At 35.3% G+C, this 19,972-nt stretch carries 17 protein-coding genes and 1 pseudogene; 9 read left to right on the top strand and 9 right to left on the bottom strand.

Annotation, left to right across the window (positions count from 1 at the left end):
* Nucleotides 1-427: 427 nt before the first annotated feature.
* The 5 genes from AAGD99_RS06525 (at nucleotide 428) to AAGD99_RS06505 (ending at nucleotide 5,846) form a co-directional block, all read left to right on the top strand.
* Nucleotides 428-1,450: an IS110 family transposase gene (locus AAGD99_RS06525; RefSeq protein ID WP_341822627.1), complete on the top strand. Its 1,023-nt coding sequence runs from the start codon at nucleotides 428-430 to the stop codon at nucleotides 1,448-1,450.
* Between the two features lie 1,032 nt (nucleotides 1,451-2,482).
* On the top strand, nucleotides 2,483-3,004 hold the full coding sequence (locus tag AAGD99_RS06520; RefSeq protein ID WP_341822928.1) for a cytochrome b: 522 nt from the start codon (nucleotides 2,483-2,485) through the stop codon (nucleotides 3,002-3,004).
* 5 nt (nucleotides 3,005-3,009) lie between these two features.
* Nucleotides 3,010-4,041: a nitronate monooxygenase gene (locus tag AAGD99_RS06515; RefSeq protein ID WP_341822927.1), complete on the top strand. Its 1,032-nt coding sequence runs from the start codon at nucleotides 3,010-3,012 to the stop codon at nucleotides 4,039-4,041.
* 110 nt (nucleotides 4,042-4,151) lie between these two features.
* Complete coding sequence (locus AAGD99_RS06510) at nucleotides 4,152-4,778, top strand: hypothetical protein (RefSeq protein WP_341822926.1); 627 nt, start codon at nucleotides 4,152-4,154, stop codon at nucleotides 4,776-4,778.
* A gap of 53 nt (nucleotides 4,779-4,831) precedes the next feature.
* Nucleotides 4,832-5,846 (top strand): IS630 family transposase gene (locus AAGD99_RS06505; RefSeq protein WP_341822214.1). Its coding sequence is split into 2 segments (ribosomal slippage): nucleotides 4,832-5,296 and nucleotides 5,298-5,846, totalling 1,014 coding nucleotides; the frame shifts between segments, so codons are not numbered across the junction.
* On the opposite strand, the gene AAGD99_RS06500 is transcribed toward AAGD99_RS06505, so the two are convergent.
* Both AAGD99_RS06500 and AAGD99_RS06495 read right to left on the bottom strand, forming a co-directional pair.
* Nucleotides 5,837-9,277 carry a hypothetical protein gene (locus tag AAGD99_RS06500; RefSeq protein ID WP_341822925.1) on the bottom strand — a complete coding sequence of 1,147 codons (3,441 nt, stop codon included), beginning with the start codon at nucleotides 9,275-9,277 and terminating at the stop codon, nucleotides 5,837-5,839. The genes AAGD99_RS06505 and AAGD99_RS06500 overlap by 10 nt on opposite strands.
* Nucleotides 9,274-10,288, bottom strand: a protein-coding gene (locus AAGD99_RS06495) for an IS630 family transposase (RefSeq protein WP_341822214.1) whose coding sequence is annotated in 2 segments (ribosomal slippage) — nucleotides 9,274-9,822 and nucleotides 9,824-10,288 — 1,014 coding nt in all. Because the reading frame shifts where the segments join, the coding sequence is not laid out codon by codon here. The genes AAGD99_RS06500 and AAGD99_RS06495 overlap by 4 nt, the downstream gene beginning before the upstream one ends.
* A 648-nt stretch (nucleotides 10,289-10,936) precedes the next feature.
* Here AAGD99_RS06495 and AAGD99_RS06490 point away from each other — a divergent pair.
* Nucleotides 10,937-11,230: a transposase gene (locus tag AAGD99_RS06490; protein ID WP_253309376.1), complete on the top strand. Its 294-nt coding sequence runs from the start codon at nucleotides 10,937-10,939 to the stop codon at nucleotides 11,228-11,230.
* 161 nt (nucleotides 11,231-11,391) lie between these two features.
* Nucleotides 11,392-11,877, top strand: coding sequence for a transposase (locus AAGD99_RS06485; RefSeq protein WP_341822908.1), 486 nt, complete (start codon nucleotides 11,392-11,394; stop codon nucleotides 11,875-11,877).
* Between the two features lie 178 nt (nucleotides 11,878-12,055).
* Here the strand turns inward: AAGD99_RS06485 and AAGD99_RS06480 are convergent, their stop codons facing one another.
* The 6 genes and pseudogenes from AAGD99_RS06480 to AAGD99_RS06455 form a co-directional block, all read right to left on the bottom strand.
* A complete protein-coding gene (locus AAGD99_RS06480) occupies nucleotides 12,056-13,222 on the bottom strand; it encodes an aspartate kinase (protein WP_253309957.1) in 1,167 nt (388 codons plus the stop codon).
* Nucleotides 13,223-13,312: 90 nt separating this feature from the next.
* Nucleotides 13,313-14,121 (bottom strand): annotated as a pseudogene (locus AAGD99_RS06475) (IS481 family transposase).
* Between the two features lie 41 nt (nucleotides 14,122-14,162).
* Nucleotides 14,163-14,324, bottom strand: a complete 162-nt coding sequence (locus AAGD99_RS06470; protein ID WP_341823239.1) for a hypothetical protein — start codon at nucleotides 14,322-14,324, stop codon at nucleotides 14,163-14,165.
* Nucleotides 14,321-14,521 carry a hypothetical protein gene (locus tag AAGD99_RS06465; RefSeq protein WP_341822924.1) on the bottom strand — a complete coding sequence of 67 codons (201 nt, stop codon included), beginning with the start codon at nucleotides 14,519-14,521 and terminating at the stop codon, nucleotides 14,321-14,323. The genes AAGD99_RS06470 and AAGD99_RS06465 overlap by 4 nt, the downstream gene beginning before the upstream one ends.
* Nucleotides 14,484-14,966 (bottom strand): IS630 family transposase, encoded by a 483-nt coding sequence (locus tag AAGD99_RS06460; RefSeq protein WP_341823222.1) that lies wholly within the window; start codon nucleotides 14,964-14,966, stop codon nucleotides 14,484-14,486. Before AAGD99_RS06460 ends, AAGD99_RS06465 begins: the two co-directional genes overlap by 38 nt.
* A gap of 7 nt (nucleotides 14,967-14,973) precedes the next feature.
* On the bottom strand, nucleotides 14,974-15,453 hold the full coding sequence (locus AAGD99_RS06455; RefSeq protein WP_341822923.1) for a helix-turn-helix domain-containing protein: 480 nt from the start codon (nucleotides 15,451-15,453) through the stop codon (nucleotides 14,974-14,976).
* 135 nt (nucleotides 15,454-15,588) lie between these two features.
* Here AAGD99_RS06455 and recJ point away from each other — a divergent pair, with 135 nt between their 5' ends.
* Entirely contained in the window at nucleotides 15,589-17,328 is a 1,740-nt protein-coding gene (recJ, locus tag AAGD99_RS06450) for a single-stranded-DNA-specific exonuclease RecJ (RefSeq protein WP_341822922.1), read from the top strand.
* A gap of 18 nt (nucleotides 17,329-17,346) precedes the next feature.
* Here recJ and AAGD99_RS06445 read toward each other — a convergent pair whose 3' ends face one another.
* Nucleotides 17,347-18,519 carry an NADH-quinone oxidoreductase subunit D gene (locus AAGD99_RS06445; RefSeq protein ID WP_264731771.1) on the bottom strand — a complete coding sequence of 391 codons (1,173 nt, stop codon included), beginning with the start codon at nucleotides 18,517-18,519 and terminating at the stop codon, nucleotides 17,347-17,349.
* A 274-nt stretch (nucleotides 18,520-18,793) separates the two neighbouring features.
* On the opposite strand from AAGD99_RS06445, the gene AAGD99_RS06440 reads away from it, so the two are divergent.
* The gene (locus AAGD99_RS06440) at nucleotides 18,794-19,972 is read left to right on the top strand and encodes an aspartate aminotransferase family protein (protein ID WP_253309373.1); all 1,179 of its coding nucleotides are present in this window, start codon (nucleotides 18,794-18,796) and stop codon (nucleotides 19,970-19,972) included.

Here is a 19,972-nt window from a genome sequence, read left to right as displayed (position 1 = left end):
TCCCAGTGCCCAGACACTGGGATCCAGGAAACTTAACTCTACACCAAGTAAATGTACAATAAGAATTAGATTCCAGCGTCACGCGCTGGAATGACAAAGTGAGCGTGCGTAGGTGTTATCCCAGTACTCCTTTCTCGTCATCCCAGTGCGTGACACTGGGATCTCATTTTACTTTATGATGATGTCATGAAAGTAGCCTCCTTCTTGTATCTTGTCAAAAGCATCTAATGTTTTAAGCTTAAGCATTAGGTGGAGAAGGGAGGAACTCTGTGCTTCTTCTTAGATATAAAATCTGTAGAGGAGATAAGAATTCCCTTCTCAAAAGTATAGGCTGGACGGTATCGTAGAAAGACCTGAATGGTTCTAATTCTGTATTCACAAGACTAACCTTACTTTTCATTTTTAATGGTAACGTATGGGGTTATATATGATCAACAACTTTTTGGGCATAGATATATCAAAAGATCGCTTTGATGTTTTTCTCTCATTTATAAGCAAAAAAGGAAAGCGTGAAACTAGAAAAAGAAGCTTTAAGAACGATGATCATGGGTTTCAAAGTCTACTGAATTTTCTACACAAACATAATGTAGAAAAAGCAAAAACCTGTATGGAATCTACTGGTTGTTATAGCGAAGCACTGGCTGAATTTCTACACAATGCTGGACATTTTGTAAGTGTTGTAAATCCTTATTGCATAAAATCTTATGCAAGGAGTAAGCTGATACGACAAAAGAATGATCAGACCGATGCAGAAGTTATTGCTGATTATTGCCAAAGACAGGAACCTTCTAGTTGGACACCACCTTCTCCTGAAATGAAAAAATTAAAACATCTTTATCGTTGCTCAGTTGCGTTAAAAGATGAGTTAACATTAGTAAATAACCACTTAGAAAAAAAAGAGAGACTGCCTAAAGAAGTTGCAAATGCTTGGGAAGACCTTGCAATGAATATAGCTCAAAAAATAGAAACAATAAAAAACTCCGTACGTGAACTATTAAATCAACACAAAGAATTGTTGGAAAATTTTCAACTTCTATTGACTATTCCAGGCATAGGAGAAGAATCAGCAATAGCTATTTTAGCTGAAGTTTCTGATATAGAGGTTTTTAGAGATGCCAGGCAATTGGCAGCATATACAGGAGTTATACCACGAAATATGACGTCAGGTTCCTCTGTATATGCCAAACCCAGATTAAGTAAATCCGGTTCACAAACATTACGTAAGGCACTTTTCTTTCCTGCCATAGTAGCTAAGAATCACAATCCTATCATTATGAGCTTTTGCCAAAGATTAAAGGAAAAGGGTAAGCATAATATGGCCATCGTTGGTGCTGCAATGCGTAAGCTACTCCATATCATTTTCGGTATTCTGACATCCAAAAGTGCTTTTGATCCTAACCATATCAAAAACTACAGGGCTAAGAGGTTGACTGAAGGTTTAGTACTTTAAAATCAAAAATGCTTCCTATCTATCTTATGTAAAGTGGTATCTTACACAAATTTATTGAATGTTGTTGGTTAGTGGATATGTTGATAAGTAAACTTCATCTGTTTTGTGCGTATAAAACTAATTTACTTATCAACATATCCACTAACTATAATCTGTGTACTGTTACACAATTGGAAGTATTTTTTGATTTTATGATGCAACTTGGGAAATTTTTATAATTTTTTTGTTGACTAACAAGACGGTATCTCCTGTCATCCCAGTGCCCAGACACTGGGATCTCATTTTACTTTATGACGGTGTCATCCTAATACCTTCCCCTGTCATCCAAGTAGCTAACACTGGGATCTCATTTTACTTTATGATGATGTTATGAAAGTAGCTGACACTGGGATCCAGAAGACTTAATTTCAACCAAATAATAAAGGCTAGATTCCAGACTGGAATGACATCATAGGGGCACTGGGATGACAGCAGTCCTACGTCATACCGCGATTCATTCGCGGTATCTCTTAACATAGATCCCGCTAACAAGCAGCGGGATGACACCTCTCTTGGGCTCTTTTAGCTACAAACATTAAGAAATTTACTAAACGAAAAAAAGGCAAAAGAAGCCCCGTGGTGCGAGTTTTGACTCTATATTACTGTAAGTGGCGCTGTAATAATGTGCTAACGCTTAAAATAAGCGCGATTTGGCTGAATGTAGAAAAAATTTAAAAGACATGCAGCCGCTATAATTTTATGTAATCCGCCAAAAAATACCCTAAGTTTTTTACTGAATTTTGTCATTGAGCCTGCAGGTCAAAAACAAGTTTTGAGTCAGAAATACCCTTAATACTACAATAAGGGGGCTGGCGGAGTTTGTCAAGGAAGTTTTGCATTTAATCCGTTTATGGCTTAGGTGCCGGCCAGCTACTTGACTCCCGGCTGGGTCGAATTTGTATAGCTACATTGTCGGTAAATCTAAATTGCTTTAATAATTTTGATTGAAAAATAGTTTTTCTATTATATAAATGCTACTTTAGGGTAATCAAAATGGAAGACGATAAATATAGCCTAGGTTTAAGAGTTATCCATTGGTTGATGGCTGTTTTTATTATTGGTATGCTTTGTTCTGGACTTTATATGAAAAGCTTACCACTTAGCAATGAGATTAAGTTCAACATATACGCTATTCATAAGGCTTGCGGTATCACTATTCTTGGATTAATCATAGTACGCATATTTTTTCGCGTCTTTACTTATGTTCCACGACTTCCAGCAAATTTTTCTCGGTTTGTAATCAATGCAAGTAAAACAGTACACTTTGGTTTATATTCTTTAATGGTGCTAATGCCACTATCTGGCTATGTTATGTCTTCTGCTTCTGGCAAAAAGATCAAGTATTTTTTTCATATCCCTTTGTTGATTAATCAAAACAAAGACCTAGCTAACACGGCTAATCAGCTACATTCGATGCTTGCATATTTTATGGTACTCTTTATAATCTTACATATACTTGGCGCTTTGAAACACACATTCATAGATAAACAAAACATTTTTAAACGTATGATATAGGTTATATGTTAAGTAGCCTCTGGAAAAAAGGAACAGATTTTCTTGGTAGTGAGTTTGCCATAATGGGCGGTGCTATGAGCTGGGTTTCAGAGAGAAATTTAGTTTCAGCAATCTCAAACGCTGGCGGTTTTGGTGTGATTGCATGCGGTGCAATGTTTCCAGACTTACTGGAAAAAGAAATCATAGAAACACAGAAATTAACTAACAAGCCATTTGGTGTAAACCTAATTACTATGCACCCAAAGTTGAGTGAGTTGATAGATGTGTGTATTGAAACGAAAGTAAGCCACATAGTTCTTGCCGGTGGACTACCAACAAAACCTAATATAGAAAAAATTAAGAGTGCAGGCACTAAAGTTATGTGCTTTGCACCAGCATTAAGCCTTGCGAAAAGGTTAGTAAAAATGGGAGTAGATGCGTTAATAATAGAAGGAATGGAAGCAGGTGGGCACATAGGGCCAGTTAGCACTTCTGTTCTTGCACAAGAGATATTGCCTCACTTTAAAAATGAACAAATGCCAGTGTTTGTCGCAGGTGGAATAGGAAGAGGTGAAATGATAGTTAATTACTTAGAAATGGGGGCAAGTGGCTGTCAAATAGGCACATTATTTGTCTGCACAAATGAATCAATTGCTCACAAAAATTTTAAAGAAGTATTTATTAAATCGGCCGCGCGTAATGCAGTATCTTCTATGCAAATCAGTGCTGATTTTCCTGTAATTCCAGTAAGAGCTATAGCCAACAAAGCAAGTGATGATTTTATGAAGCATCAAAAAAAAGTTATTGATGAATACCAAAAGGGACAGATCTCAAAAGAAGATGGGCAGCTTGAAATAGAAAAGTTCTGGGCTGGAGCCTTAAGAAGAGCAGTAATTGATGGAGATATTGAAACAGGATCTTTAATGGCCGGCCAAAGTGTTGGCATGGTTGATAGGGAAAAGCCTGTAAAAGAAGTAGTGAATATGTTAGTTCAACAGGCAAACAATCATATTGAACGCAAATCTGTAGAAGCAGCAAAGCAAATAATTAACCAGTAAGCAAGTCATAATTATCTCTGAAAGAGCCCATTATAGGGCATAATTGCCCAGTTTTAATGTAAAATTAACGCTAAAGAGGTATCTATACATTTTTATGTATGGAGGAGTCTATGCCAAGTTCTAAAAAAGATATTAACCAACAATTGCGCGACACTATATACAAAAAGGTAACAGCAGAAAATTATCAAGAAAATCAAGATAAGACTTCCAAAGAATGCAAAAGGTTGTTCAAGCAGGGAGCTAATCCTAAAACATTGGCTGAATTAGAAGAAATACTGAGAGAACGACAAGATGAGCAGACTATCACAAAACAATTAAAGTCATCCAAGCAAGGAACTAGTCCTGAAGCATTAGCTAAATTAAAAAAATCAGTGGGAGAAGGAAGAGAACATTATAATAATTATACCCAACACTTTCTTCCAGCGTTGCTAAGAGAAATAACAAAGTCAAAAAAACTAACTACAGCAAAAAGAACGGAAATAGAAAAAATAATTATGGAACTAATAACTTTAGATGTTGTTAGCAAGAGCAGCAATAAATATTCGAAAATAGAAGAACAACCTATTAATTCCATAAAAGAAGAGATCCCAGTGTCAGGCACTGGGATGACAGAAAATAATGTAGAAAGTCTAATGACGCAGGATCAGACTCAACAGAAATTAGAAAGTCTAACTAAAGAAGAAGTGTGTGCTAGTGACTCAGATAGTGGAGTAATACCAATTCCTAAAAATAAATAGACGAATAAAGAAAAATTTCTAAAATAGAATAATTTAAGAATTAGTGGGGAGTTATGGCAGGAAAAAGTAAAGCAATAGGAGAAGAATTATATAATAAGTGTAACCTGGAATTAAAGAAGCACGGCATAAGAGGAGAGATAGGAAGAAGATTACAGGCAATAATATCTGCAAAAGAATATGGAATAACAAAAGTTGCTCAAATATACCGAATTACTAGAACTACATTGATGAAGTGGATTACAAGATTTAAGGAAGGAGGAGTCAATGCGTTTAAAATACAACCAGGACGTGGAGTAAAGCCGAAGTTGAGCTACAAGCAGCAAGAAGAAATTAAAAATGTCATAGCAGAAGAAGGAGCCAACCTAACGGCTAAGAAATTAAAAATCATAATTGAGAAAATGTTTTCTATTGAGGTAAGTAAGTCTACAGCACATAGACTGATGCAAAAGTTAGGTTTTTCGTATATTACTCCAAGGCCTGTGCACAATAAACAGGATAAAAATAAACAAGAAGAGTTTAAAAAAAAATCTTAATGAAACTATTGTCACGTATCCCGAAAAAGAGCTATTTTTCTTCGATGAGTCGCGGTTTGGCACACATTCAAAGATTGGACACGGGTGGTTTAAAAAAGGCATTAGGACACAGGTTAAGGTAAAATTAGGTAGGCAAAACTTTTATCTCTATAGTGCAGTTAATCCTAGAAATGGAGAGAGTTCTAGCTTATTCGTACCAAACGTCAATACTGATTGTATGAATATATTCCTTGAGCAGATGTCACAATATTTAGGAACAAGGGAGGCATTTCTTGTTGTGGATTGTGCAGGATGGCATAGATCCAAAGGTTTAAAAATACCACAAAATATTACCTTAATCTATTTACCTCCATATTCACCAGAGTTAAATCCAGTAGAGCGTTTATGGCAATATTTGAAAGACAATCTCATTAAAAATAGAATATATGACTCTGTTAGTTTATTGGAGGATACTGTATGTGCATTCATTCGTAATATTACGGAAAGTTCGATCAAAACCATTTGTTCTGTGAGTTATTTGCCTACTTATTTATGAGATTTGGTATTAGTTACTAGTTTTTCGAAACTATCTATCCTAACACTAGCCTTGACTTCTTCATCGGTTACAAAGTTCAACCTGTAACCATTTTGGTGCTCATTTATTCTTAATTGTGAGATATCAAAACTCTTCACATATATTACATCCAAATTTTCTTTTGATTTTAAATCACCAAAACTTATAGTAGCACCACTACCACTGTTTTGATCAATGATAAATGTTGCCTGTTTTGTACTTCTAGAGTGTACATCCTTTCCGTTAACCTTCCTTATTTCATAATCTTTGTCTTGACAGTTAACATCAGAATTTTTTATAGTGTTATTTCCTCCACCTTTTCCTGCATCAACATACCTTGTTTTGCAGCCAGTAGTAATATTCTGGTTGGCTGTAGAGTGAGAGATATAGTTATATATGTAGCCAGATGGTACATTCACCAATGTTATTCTTGACCCTGCTATATCAATAATTCCATCATGCAATCCAACAAAAATGGTAGAGGTATTATAGTTCATTACTATAGTATTATTTGCTGCTCCTCCCCTAATATGACCATAAGTATCATAATTGATAATAAAGGTATTATCATGATATTTTGAACCTTCATAATCCACCCTACCTTTCGGAACATGCATCACTGCTGGATAGTTTTCTACTGCTATTAACTGATTAGGTCCTGATAGATATAGTATTGGAGACAAAATACTCGCTCGTTCATTAGCAAAAATGAAAGGCCTGCCTGAAAGAGTAAAGGTTTGCGTACATTCCCTATAAACCTTATCAGAGTTGCATTTGTTATTCTGAGGACGAAAGTAGTGCTCATTCGATATATATTCTTTATTTATTACACCACTGCATGTTGGACTATTTTCGTGAAAATGAAATGGCACGCTTACAACTCTTAAACCATTATTATATTCATCTAGAGTAATATTAGGAAGATGCTTGATATCCTCATCAATAAGATAAACTTCTTTGCCATCTAAAGTAGAATGTTTCAATGGTAGTACTTTAGATATATCTAATGAAATCAAATTTACCGCTCTGCTAATACTACTAAAAGCAATATCACCATATTTTTTTTCAAATTTGCAAATTTCTCCAGTGTTACAGTTATCGAGTCTCTGGTCACATGATTCTCCTCCCTCGAACTTAATCACTTCAGAATATTTTTCCTCAATACTATTTACATATTGAACAACTGCAGCTATATTAGAGTTTTCCCTTAGTATCTTTTCTGCTGCTTTTTTGATGTGATCTAAATAACTTTTGATTTTTATAATATTTTCATAATGCTGTCCAAGTGGTTTGTTCCCTGCAATCTCTTGGATAACAAGATATAATAGTGAGAATTCTCTTAAAATGCGTTCAAGAGACAATGTAACCTGTTCAATATCCGATAGTGGTATCTTACCTGCTATTGCCTTTACATATTCTGTTGTTTCATATATAGTTATGCTAATTGTAACTGCAAAGTCGACAACTGCGGTAGCTACTGAGAGCTTCCCTAAAACCTTACTTACAGTTGATATTACTCTTAAAATTTTAGTTGCCGCGCTGAGCCCCTTTACTGCAGCACCAACTCCCATGCTTATAGGTTTCATGCTCATACTTGCAAGTTTTATACCATTACTTGTTGCAAAGTAATAGTTTAATGGGTGATGATCACCTTTGACTATTGCATCTATGTTATGCCCAAATTGATAAGCAACAGTTGCAAATGTTATACCTTCAACCACGGGATTACTGATAACTTTAACAAAAGCTTTACGTGTAGACGGTTTTCTGAATACCCTCCCCATCGCACTGTTAGGACGAATCCTTGTTACCACGCTACCATCAGAACGCATGTAGAAGGAACTAAGGCTTTCTCTTACGTCATTCACAGCATCCAATATACCGTTTATACCAAATATTCGTTTCAAAGCATCATTATCATGTCGTCCAAGTGTTGGTACGTCTTTTAAACTATCAAATAAATCATATATAGCCATAATAGAAAAAAACTTGTTACCCTTAGCTCCTTTCACTTTTGCTGTATTGAACTTGCTTCTGTTAAATTCAATATTGTTTTTTGTCAGTTCCTCTGATATATCACTTACATATCTCCCAAAAACTTCTTCATTAACATAGTCAAGATGCTCTTTAAACCGATCAAAGGTGCTCTCACTTACTCCTTGCGCCAATAAATTTTGCCTCACTTCACGGATATAATCTTGATCTGATACTTTAATATCAGCCATAGCTTCAATATCTTTTTTTATTGTTAATAATTCTATTTTATCTTGTAGCTGACCTAATTTCTGACGAATATCATCTTTTACTTGATTAGTAAAACTCTTAATTATATCGCCAACTTTTGTCTTATAACCTGCAATATTTAGGTAATATTTTACTTCTCCATCTCTCTTTTTACATGTTATAGTATACTCCTTGTCACTTGCTACTTTTAACTTAATTTCAAGAGTTTCCTTATTATAATCATAATTTACTATATTTCTGATATCTTCAATACTACCTATTATTAACTGTTTAACGTCACCATTGTTATCTCTTACTTTTACATGTACTTCATTACCGCTAGTAAAAACTTGAGGAGAATGTATGGTTATTACTTCTTTATCATAGGCTTCAAATTCAGCACCAAACTTTTTAAGTTCATCTTCACTGAAGTAACTTTTGATCTCGTCAATATCAAATTTGTTATGTATATCATTTAACTTATATTCACTATTTATGCTGCCATATAGATTAATTTTACTTTTTACCTTATCAGAATATAAGTTACTTTGATCAACATTGTCCTCATCTTTTTTATGCAAGTAATATAAGTCGTGTGCTACGCTTAATAATTTGCTACTTTTGACTCTCTCTACTAAAGAATCAATATGTGGTGTATGTTGATCCCCATTATGAGTGATCTGAATATGATTTTTATGATCATGGATAAGCGAACCCAAATTGATCAGTGTTTCGTAATATATTCTTTTTTGTAAATCTGTAGATACTTCAATATCTTGACCCATTAACAAACTTAGCCCTACAGACTCAAATACATAATTTGATAAATCAGTTTTGCTTACATCTTGGTTAGCAATGCCTTCTGTTTCTCCACTTTTATTTAAAATTTCTTCGTTTATTTGATTTTCCAAATTTTCAAAATCCTCATATTGCAATTGCTGCTGCTTATATTTGTCGGAAACAAGACTTTCAACACTTGCAAAGACATTTTCCAATAGACTCTGGTCTTTAACCAATTTTTCTGGATTGTTAAACAGAAGACTTTTGAAATCCACATCTTTAATAATGGGTGAGATAATCCTCAACAGATTGAGTTTACACATCTGCTCAAAATAGCTTATATTTTCACTCTGCATCCCATCTATATTCTCCAGAGCAGGAAATAGTTCTTCCCTTATACCAAATCTCATAAATAAGTAGGCAAATAACTCACAGAACAAATGGTTTTGATCGAACTTTCCGTAATATTACGAATGAATGCACATACAGTATCCTCCAATAAACTAACAGAGTCATATATTCTATTTTTAATGAGATTGTCTTTCAAATATTGCCATAAACGCTCTACTGGATTTAACTCTGGTGAATATGGAGGTAAATAGATTAAGGTAATATTTTGTGGTATTTTTAAACCTTTGGATCTATGCCATCCTGCACAATCCACAACAAGAAATGCCTCCCTTGTTCCTAAATATTGTGACATCTGCTCAAGGAATATATTCATACAATCAGTATTGACGTTTGGTACGAATAAGCTAGAACTCTCTCCATTTCTAGGATTAACTGCACTATAGAGATAAAAGTTTTGCCTACCTAATTTTACCTTAACCTGTGTCCTAATGCCTTTTTTAAACCACCCGTGTCCAATCTTTGAATGTGTGCCAAACCGCGACTCATCGAAGAAAAATAGCTCTTTTTCGGGATACGTGACAATAGTTTCATTAAGATTTTTTTTTAAACTCTTCTTGTTTATTTTTATCCTGTTTATTGTGCACAGGCCTTGGAGTAATATACGAAAAACCTAACTTTTGCATCAGTCTATGTGCTGTAGACTTACTTACCTCAATAGAAAACATTTTCTCAATTATGATTTTTAATTTCTTAGCCGTTAGGTTGGCTCCTTCTTCTGCTATGACATTTTTAATTTCTTCTTGCTGCTTGTAGCTCAACTTCGGCTTTACTCCACGTCCTGGTTGTATTTTAAACGCATTGACTCCTCCTTCCTTAAATCTTGTAATCCACTTCATCAATGTAGTTCTAGTAATTCGGTATATTTGAGCAACTTTTGTTATTCCATATTCTTTTGCAGATATTATTGCCTGTAATCTTCTTCCTATCTCTCCTCTTATGCCGTGCTTCTTTAATTCCAGGTTACACTTATTATATAATTCTTCTCCTATTGCTTTACTTTTTCCTGCCATAACTCCCCACTAATTCTTAAATTATTCTATTTTAGAAATTTTTCTTTATTCGTCTATTTATTTTTAGGAATTGGTATCACATACTAATGTCAATTTTGACGTTTTCATAATGTTTTCCCCTATTAAGATTTATTGATTTAGTGGTAGTAGTTGCAGTTGCTCACCCCATAAAGTTGGTGCTTTCTTTCAATCAAAGGTATTCTACTGTTTTAAATTCCCTGTAAAGATTTAGCTTATCTTTTACATCTAAACAGCATTAACACGATTTGGCTTTTTGTAGATGAGTAATTCTCTAGGAATTATCCTATTGAATTCTATGATATTTTTTGCCACATTGTCTAAAGTGCCCAGACACTGGGATCCAGGAAACTTAACTCTACACCAAGTAAATGTACAATAAGAACTAGATTCCAGTGTCAAGCACTGGAATGACAAGTTCTCGGCAACCCCTACATCATACCGCCGCGGTATCTCTTAGCCGCTAACAAGTAGCGGGATGACGATTGTCAGGGTGTCATCCCAGCGCCCCTATGATGTCATCCGAGTAGCTGACACTGGGATGGCTTTGTTGCATCGCTCAAGTGAAAAGAACTGGCAGTTACTGACAAAATTCATTATAAATAGCCATTTAACTGTTGAAGAAAAAATATGCCACAAAAAATGAGAGTCAGTAACTGCCATGAATATAACAAATTTCTCCAAGAAAGAGGAAGCATTTTTTGTTATATCAATGACGCCATAGAAAATTGGTACGAGAATTGTCCAAAAATGCAGGGCGGCAACTATATTTATAGTGATAAAGTTGTGATTTTGGTGCATATAATCGTCAGTTTCTTTAGAATTGGTTTAAGACAAACAGTCGGGTTTATAAAAGGGTATTTGCAACAAATAGGAAGAGATTTGGCAGTTATCAGCTATTCACAAGCATCAAAAGAAACTTAATATTAAGATAAATGATTGCAGAATTGATAAAAATAATATGGAAGATATCGAAATTGCTATAGACAGTACAGGAATTAGTATATACAACAACACACAGCAAGGAAAATAGCACTGACAGAAAATATCGTGGCTATGAGCAAACGAGAAAATTGCACGTAATGTTGAATATAAACAACAAAAAAGCCATAGCTGTAAAATACAGTAACGGTGTCTACTCTGATCACTATGGAGCTTGTGATTTGCTAAAAGAAGTTGATTTTCAGCATGCCATAAAAGCACTATATGCAGATAGAGCATGTGATAGGCACAAGTTTTATAAGTTGTGTAACGAATATGATATAAAGACAAAAATTCCACCAATAAACAATGCGGCAGAACATCCAGAAATAGATTATATGTCTGACAGGAATGCTGCTATTAGGTTAATAAAATTATACGGTGAAGATGGCATGAAAGAATGGAAAAAAGAAGTAAATTATGGGAAAAGATCTTATATTGAAGGGTTTTTCTCAAGATTAAAGCAAATATTCGGATTTAGTTTTAGGAATAAATCTGAGATAAATCGAGAAAAAGAACTGCTAATCAAATGCTATTTGCTTAATAAATTCACTGATATTGGTATGGCTAAATTTGAGATAGTTACATGAATTTACCATAAATCACCATCTCATAAAGTGTGATGCAACAAAGCCATCCCAGTGTCTGGGCACTGGGATGACACCGTCATAAAGGAACCAGTGTCAGCTACTTGGATGACAGGAGAATGACACCCTCCTGGTAGGCCCAAATTGCAATGTTCGTACAGTTGTGGACGTCGAGCCTATCCTAGTGTTGCATATCAAGCTCATACTCAGTATGTAAATCTTTGACCAAAGCTACAACGTATTCTTTTTGAACAATTATACTGATTTTGATTTCGGATGTTGTGATAGCAAGTATTTCTATCTTTTTTTCGCTTAAAACCTTGAGTGTGCGGTGCATCACTTCAGTGTTAGACATAACACCAATACCAATTATTGAAATTTTAGCTACATTATCGTTTATAGCATAATTTTCATTCTTATTCAGTAACTTTTCCATTAAATCAATATCAAATTTGGAGATAACAAAACTTGACCCATGTATCATATCAATTTTAACGTTTGCCCCTACTATATCTCTTAAAGTACGCAAGTTATTTGCAAGGTTAGTGAAAGTTACAAGAGCTTCATTAGTGCTATAAGCTATTCCAGTAATTAAGTATCTCTCTAGTACATCCCTTTTGTGTAGTACTGTGGTGCCTTCTACTTCTTTAAAAGTGGATAGCACTTGCACTTTAATGTTATGCTTCATTGCAAGTTGTACTGAACGATTATGCAGTATTTTAGCACCAGATGACGACATTTCCAACATTTCATCGTAAGAGATAAATTTGAGCTTGCGTGCCTTTGGAACAATTCTCGGGTCTGCTGTATATATTCCATCAATATCAGTAAAAATTTCGCAAGTTCTAACACCAAAGGCTACCGTGAAGGCAACTGCTGATATATCAGAGCCTCCTCTTCCAAAAGTAGTGATTCTGTCATCATTTATACCCTGAAAACCAGCGATGATCGCAGCAGTATAACCCTCAGCAAAAGATCTTTTCACACGGTCAATCTTTATTGTTTTTATTTTAGACTCAGAATAAAAATCATCAGTTACAATTGGTAACTGCCAGGCAAGCCACGATTTAGCATTAACTCCGATCGATTGGAGAGTGATAGCTAATAGACCGCAAGAAATTTGTTCTCCTGCTGAAAGCATAACGTCATACTCTGATAACTCTTGTCTGCAACTTAAATTTGAGATTTGCCTAGCCTGAAAAGCCATTTGGTCAGTAAATCCTGCAACAGCAGATACAACAACGATTACATTACAACCTTTCTCAATATCGTTTTTTATCAAATTTGCAACTCGGTTTAAATCAGTTAGCGAAGTCCCACCAAATTTTTTTATGATTATTTTGTCCATAATTACAATATAACTCTCTTCTGAAGAAAAATATAGTTTTTGTAGAGATAGAGGTTGTCCGGAAACTAGAATTAAGGTAGAGTATAAGATTTATGGTTCCAGAGTGTAATGGTGTGGGTCTATTATAAATAATTCAGGAGACTTTGTCAACTGAGAACATATAAATTCAAAAGGTGTAAGACCCCTAAGAGCTTTGAGTCTCTTTGCATAATTGTAGGCCATAACAAAGTCATAAAGATGCTCCTTAAGTTGCTGATGCGAACGATAGTAATATTTCTTAACTGTAGCATTCTTTAAAGTTTTATTCATACGTTCAACTTGTCCATTTGTCCAAGAATGGCTAACTTTTGTCAGACGATGTTCAATGTTATTTTCTTCACAAACTCTATCAAATATGTGTTGGAAGGCGTATTTATGGCGCTTCTGATTTGTAAATTGTATGCCATTATCTGTCAAAATAGTGTGGATTTTATACGGTAAAATTCTAATCAGATTACCTAAAAACTCAGCAGCTATGGGTTTTGTAGCACTTTTGTGCAACTCAACGTAGGTGAATTTGATCTATTGCAACAAACAAATACAGCTTTCCTTCTTCTGTTCTAACTTCCGCGATATCAATATGGAAATAGCCTATAGGATATTGTTTGAATTTCTTTCTTGATTTAACTTCACCATCGACATCTGGTAGTCTGCTAATGTTGTGCCTTTGTAAACAACGATGTAAGCTGGAGCGACTCAAATGTGGGATTGAGGTTTGCAAAGCGTAGAGACAGTCATCTAATGGCAATAGAGTATGCTTACGAAATGCAACACTCCTCTTCTAAAGTTAAAACAGTTGATCTTGGATGCTTTGGACCCATACCAGCATCTTTGGTAAATGAGCGTTTTCTCCACTTAATAATAGTTTTTGGTTTAAGGTTATAACACTTGGAGAGTTTTGCTATGCTCTCTTTACTATTTTGTATTGCTCTACGAATTGTCTCTGTTGTTCTGGCGCACCCATGTAATACTTGTCCCATAATTCCTCCCTTGATGATATTTTTTTCTCACATTTTATCATACCATCACACTCTGGAACTGTGCATCTAATACCAAATCTCATAAATAAGTAGGCAAATAACTCACAGAACAAATGGTTTTGATCGAACTTTCCGTAATATTACGAATGAATGCACATACAGTATCCTCCAATAAACTAATACCAATTCTCAATAATAATGAGACAAATGAAAAAGAGTGCTTTCCGCCTATAACTGGAGGTTTAAGTGAATTTATCGTATATTCTATTTGTCTTCCCAATAACGAAGTTTGGTATAACAGAGTCATATATTCTATTTTTAATGAGATTGTCTTTCAAATATTGCCATAAACGCTCTACTGGATTTAACTCTGGTGAATATGGAGGTAAATAGATTAAGGTAATATTTTGTGGTATTTTTAAACCTTTGGATCTATGCCATCCTGCACAATCCACAACAAGAAATGCCTCCCTTGTTCCTAAATATTGTGACATCTGCTCAAGGAATATATTCATACAATCAGTATTGACGTTTGGTACGAATAAGCTAGAACTCTCTCCATTTCTAGGATTAACTGCACTATAGAGATAAAAGTTTTGCCTACCTAATTTTACCTTAACCTGTGTCCTAATGCCTTTTTTAAACCACCCGTGTCCAATCTTTGAATGTGTGCCAAACCGCGACTCATCGAAGAAAAATAGCTCTTTTTCGGGATACGTGACAATAGTTTCATTAAGATTTTTTTTTAAACTCTTCTTGTTTATTTTTATCCTGTTTATTGTGCACAGGCCTTGGAGTAATATACGAAAAACCTAACTTTTGCATCAGTCTATGTGCTGTAGACTTACTTACCTCAATAGAAAACATTTTCTCAATTATGATTTTTAATTTCTTAGCCGTTAGGTTGGCTCCTTCTTCTGCTATGACATTTTTAATTTCTTCTTGCTGCTTGTAGCTCAACTTCGGCTTTACTCCACGTCCTGGTTGTATTTTAAACGCATTGACTCCTCCTTCCTTAAATCTTGTAATCCACTTCATCAATGTAGTTCTAGTAATTCGGTATATTTGAGCAACTTTTGTTATTCCATATTCTTTTGCAGATATTATTGCCTGTAATCTTCTTCCTATCTCTCCTCTTATGCCGTGCTTCTTTAATTCCAGGTTACACTTATTATATAATTCTTCTCCTATTGCTTTACTTTTTCCTGCCATAACTCCCCACTAATTCTTAAATTATTCTATTTTAGAAATTTTTCTTTATTCGTCTATTTATTTTTAGGAATTGGTATAATACAATTATAGAACAAGTTTAAAAGTTCTGGTAAAGTAGTTTTATTTACAAAGAATATGCTACTTGAAATTGAAAAGCGCAGCATAACAAATGCATTGTGGAAGTTGCAAGAAGCAGATCAAAGGGAAATCTTAACTCTTATACAGAGATTTGAGTTGCCAGAAGTACTAGCAAGAATATTGGTTACTCGTGGTGTTAACATAGAAAATGCGAGCGACTTCTTATATCCACTAATCAGATCGCTATTACCAGATCCCTTTCACCTTCTTGATATGGATAAAGCTGTTTCTCGTATAATACGGGCAATAAAAAATAATGAAAACATTGCAATATTTGGTGACTATGATGTTGATGGTGCAACGTCGTCAGCATTGATTAACAGGTACCTGAGAGCAATCGATATACACTCTATAATCTACATTCCAGATCGTGTTGATGAGGGCTATGGATTAAACACAGATGCTTTATTACAACTTAAAAAAAACGGGATCGATTTATGTATTTCCGTTGATTGCGGTACGCTTGCATATCAACCAATAGAAGATGCAAAGGTCTTTGGTCTTGATATTATAGTTGTCGATCATCATCTTGGTACGGAAAAGTTACCAAGCGCCGTAGCAGTTGTTAACCCAAACCGCCTTGATGAAAGCTCTCCTTATACTAACCTTGCAGCAGTTGGAGTGTCATTTCTGCTGATTATTGCTCTTAATAAAAGCCTACGTGAGCAAGGATTTTTTACCAACAAAAAAGAACCAGATTTATTTGATCTGCTGGATTTAGTTGCCCTTGGAACTGTTTGCGATGTTATGCAGATTACAGGCCTCAATAGAGCATTTGTCTCACAAGGATTAAAAGTTATGTCAGCAAGAAAAAACGTTGGCTTGCGTGTTTTATTTGATGCTTTGGGGATCCTTGAAAAACCAAGTGTTTCACGATTAGGGTTTAGTATTGGGCCATGCATAAATGCTGGAGGAAGAATTGGAGAAGCATCGCTCGGTGCAAGGTTGCTTTCCACCGATGATGATGAAGAGGCACATTCAATCGCGCTAAAATTAATAGATTTGAATAATGCAAGGAAAGTGTTAGAAAATGAGGCTCTCTTGGAAGCTACAGCACAAGCGGAAAAATTTGCCCAATTAGGTGTAAATTTTATAATGGTAAGCGGCAACTGGCACCAGGGAATAATCGGTATAATTGCATCGAGGCTAAAGGAGCAGTTTCACTTACCAACAATAGTGATGTCTTTAAACAATGGAATAGGAAAAGCAAGCTGTAGATCAATTTTGGGAGTTGATATCGGTGCTGCAGTCCTTTCCGCAAAGTTTACAAATTTAATTATTGAAGGTGGTGGCCATAGTATGGCGGCAGGATTTTCAATTAAAGAAGACAAAATAAATGATTTGCATGATTTTTTTACTGAAAGATTTTCAAACTCTATAAATGAGAAAACTTTAAAAGCTGATAGTATAGTAACTGCTAAAGCAATAAACTTATCTCTGTGGAACCAACTGCAACGCTTGGGACCATTTGGAGTTGGGAATCCTGAACCAAGGTTTATCATTCAGGGAGCAAAGATAAGAAAGCCTGAAGTTATAGGAGTTGACCATATAAAATGTTTTATTGCTGATGATAATGTTATGGTAAGAGCTATTGCATTTCGCTCTGCAAATACTCACCTTGGCTCTGCTATCATGCAGGGTAATGTTAAAGCCATTTTGGGTAAAATCTCTATGAATTACTGGAATGGCAATGAATTTGTACAATTTTTAATAGAAGATGTATTGACCATTAGTTGAGTTACTATTTTACAATAATTACCTATCAATCTCACCAAAAACTATATCGAGTGAGCCAATAATTGCTGCAACGTCGGCAAGCATGTGTCCTTTTGCCATAAAATCCAAAGCTTGTAAATGTGCAAAGCCAGGTGCTCTTATTCGGCATCTATAAGGTCTATTGGTACCATCTGAAACTATATACACTCCAAACTCACCTTTTGGTGCCTCAACAGCTGTGTAAGCTTCACCTTTTGGTACGTGATATCCTTCTGAGTAAAGTTTAAAATGGTGAATAAGAGCTTCCATAGATTTTTTCATCTCTGCTCTTGGCGGTGGAGAAATTTTTCTATCTTCAGTTTTTATTGGGCCTCCAGGCATTTTCTCTATACACTGCTTCACCAAGCTAACAGACTGCCTAATCTCTGCCATTCTAACTAGATAACGGTCATAACAATCGCCATTTTGGCCAATAGGTATATCAAAATCTAGCTGATCATATATTTCATATGGCTGGCTTTTTCGCAAATCCCAAGCAAGCCCAGCAGCACGCAGCATTGGTCCACTAAAGCCCCAGTCAAGTGCCTGTTTAATTGATATTTCACTGATTCCTACAGTGCGTTGCTTCCATATCCTATTTTCTGTTAAAAGTTCATCAACATCGTCTATATACTTTGGAAATTGCTCTATAAACTTTGCAATATCCTCAATCAAGCCTTCTGGAACATCTGCTGCAACTCCACCTGGTCTGATGTAAGCTGCGTGAAACCTTGCGCCTGAAGCTCTTTCGTAAAATTCCAGTATTTTTTCTCTTTCTTCAAAGAGCCATAAAAGAGGGGTCATTGCTCCAACATCAAGCGCTTGAGAAGAAACGTTCAGTAAATGATTTAGTATTCTCGTCAGTTCACAAAACAAGACACGTAAATACTTTGCCCTAATTGGAATTTCGCATTGCAACAATTCCTCTACACATAGTGAATACGCATGCTCTTGTGACATTGGTGACACATAGTCAAGGCGATCAAAATAAGGCAAAGCTTGAAGATACGTTTTATGTTCTATTAATTTTTCAGTACCACGATGCAAAAGCCCAATATGAGGATCAGCTCTCTCAACCACTTCGCCGTCCATCTCTAAAACAAGGCGCAACACTCCATGTGCAGCTGGGTGCTGAGGGCCAAAATTTAACATCATTGTCTTTAGATCGGGCATGTCCAGTAGTTTAAGATATTAAAATTGTATAGGCTAAAGTGCGCTCAAAGTCAATAGACTTCTTGCATAGGCTACAACTGTCATTCAATAGAAACAAAAACTTTTACAATGCTAATAAGTGTTGGTAAAACTAAGTCACTTTAGCTATAGAATGACAAAAAAGGTTTGCATTAGCCAAATTTTTAGTTGAGGTAGCATAAGAGGTTAAAGGAAAAGCTTTGTGTTAATGGATTCGTTTCAGGTATAATACAGATAATACCACAATACTTATAAAATGGATCATGTTGTTAATGCGTACAATAGACTTGACACTCCTATAGTTAGGGGAGAAGGGGCATATCTTTTTGACAAAGATGGTAAAAAGTATTTAGATTTTGCTGCAGGTATTTCTACAACTTCTTTAGGGCATTGTCATCCATACATTACAGACAAACTGAAAGAGCAATTGAGCTCACTATGGCACTGCTCTAACATTTTCACTATTCCCGAGCAAGAAAGGCTTGCTGACCGTTTAACAACCCTTACTTTTGCAGATAAAGTTTTTTTCTGCTCAAGTGGGCTTGAAGCAACAGAAGCTGCAATTAAGTTTATTCGTCGTTACTTTTATTCAAAAAGGCAAGCAAAACGTAATCGTATTGTTACAATTGAAGGAGGGTTTCATGGCCGCAGTATTGCTGCAATTTCTGCTGGAAACAGTGAAAAATCACGCGAAGGTTTTGCTCCACTCCTTTCTGGTTTTGATAAAGTGCCAAGAAATGACATTAAAGCTTTGGAGAAAAAAATCAGCAATGAAACAGCTGCTGTGTTTTTAGAGCCCATACAAAGCGAAGGCGGAGTATATCCACTAGACGTAGAATATCTTCAAAAAGTAAGGAAAATAACAAAAGCTCAAGGGATAATTTTGTGCTTTGATGAAGTGCAATGCGGATATGGACGCATCGGTTCTTTATTTTATTATCAAAATGTCGGCATTGAACCTGATATGCTAACCTGTGCAAAAGCTATGGGTAACGGTTTTCCTCTAGCTGCATGTTTAGTAAAAGATTACATAGCAGAAGCAATCACTCCAGGAACTCATGGATCAACCTATGGTGGCAATCCACTTGCCATGACTGTTGGTAATGCAGTGCTCGATATAATGCTAAAAGAAGGCTTTTTTGATCATGTTAAGAGAATTAGTAAATATTTAAAAGAAAAGCTGTTGCCTTTAGCTAAAGAATTTCCTGAGATGATTTCAGAAGTTCGTGGAGAAGGGTTACTAATGGGAATAGAACTAGCAACTCCTGTAGCTGATAAAGTTATTAGTCGATCTCTTGATAAAGGTTTAATAATAACTAGGGTTTCAAACAACAAAGTAGTAAGGATAACCCCACCACTTATCATTGAGGATGAGCATGTGAACGCAGCGTGTAATATGCTTTATGATTTGTTTTTTAAGATTAAAGATATATAA

Origin of the sequence: Wolbachia endosymbiont (group A) of Clivina fossor (genome assembly GCF_964026865.1) — a bacterium.
In the GTDB taxonomy this organism is placed as follows: domain Bacteria; phylum Pseudomonadota; class Alphaproteobacteria; order Rickettsiales; family Anaplasmataceae; genus Wolbachia.
The sequence above is the reverse complement of the archived record's forward strand: the minus strand, read 5'-3'. Positions and strand labels throughout refer to the sequence as shown.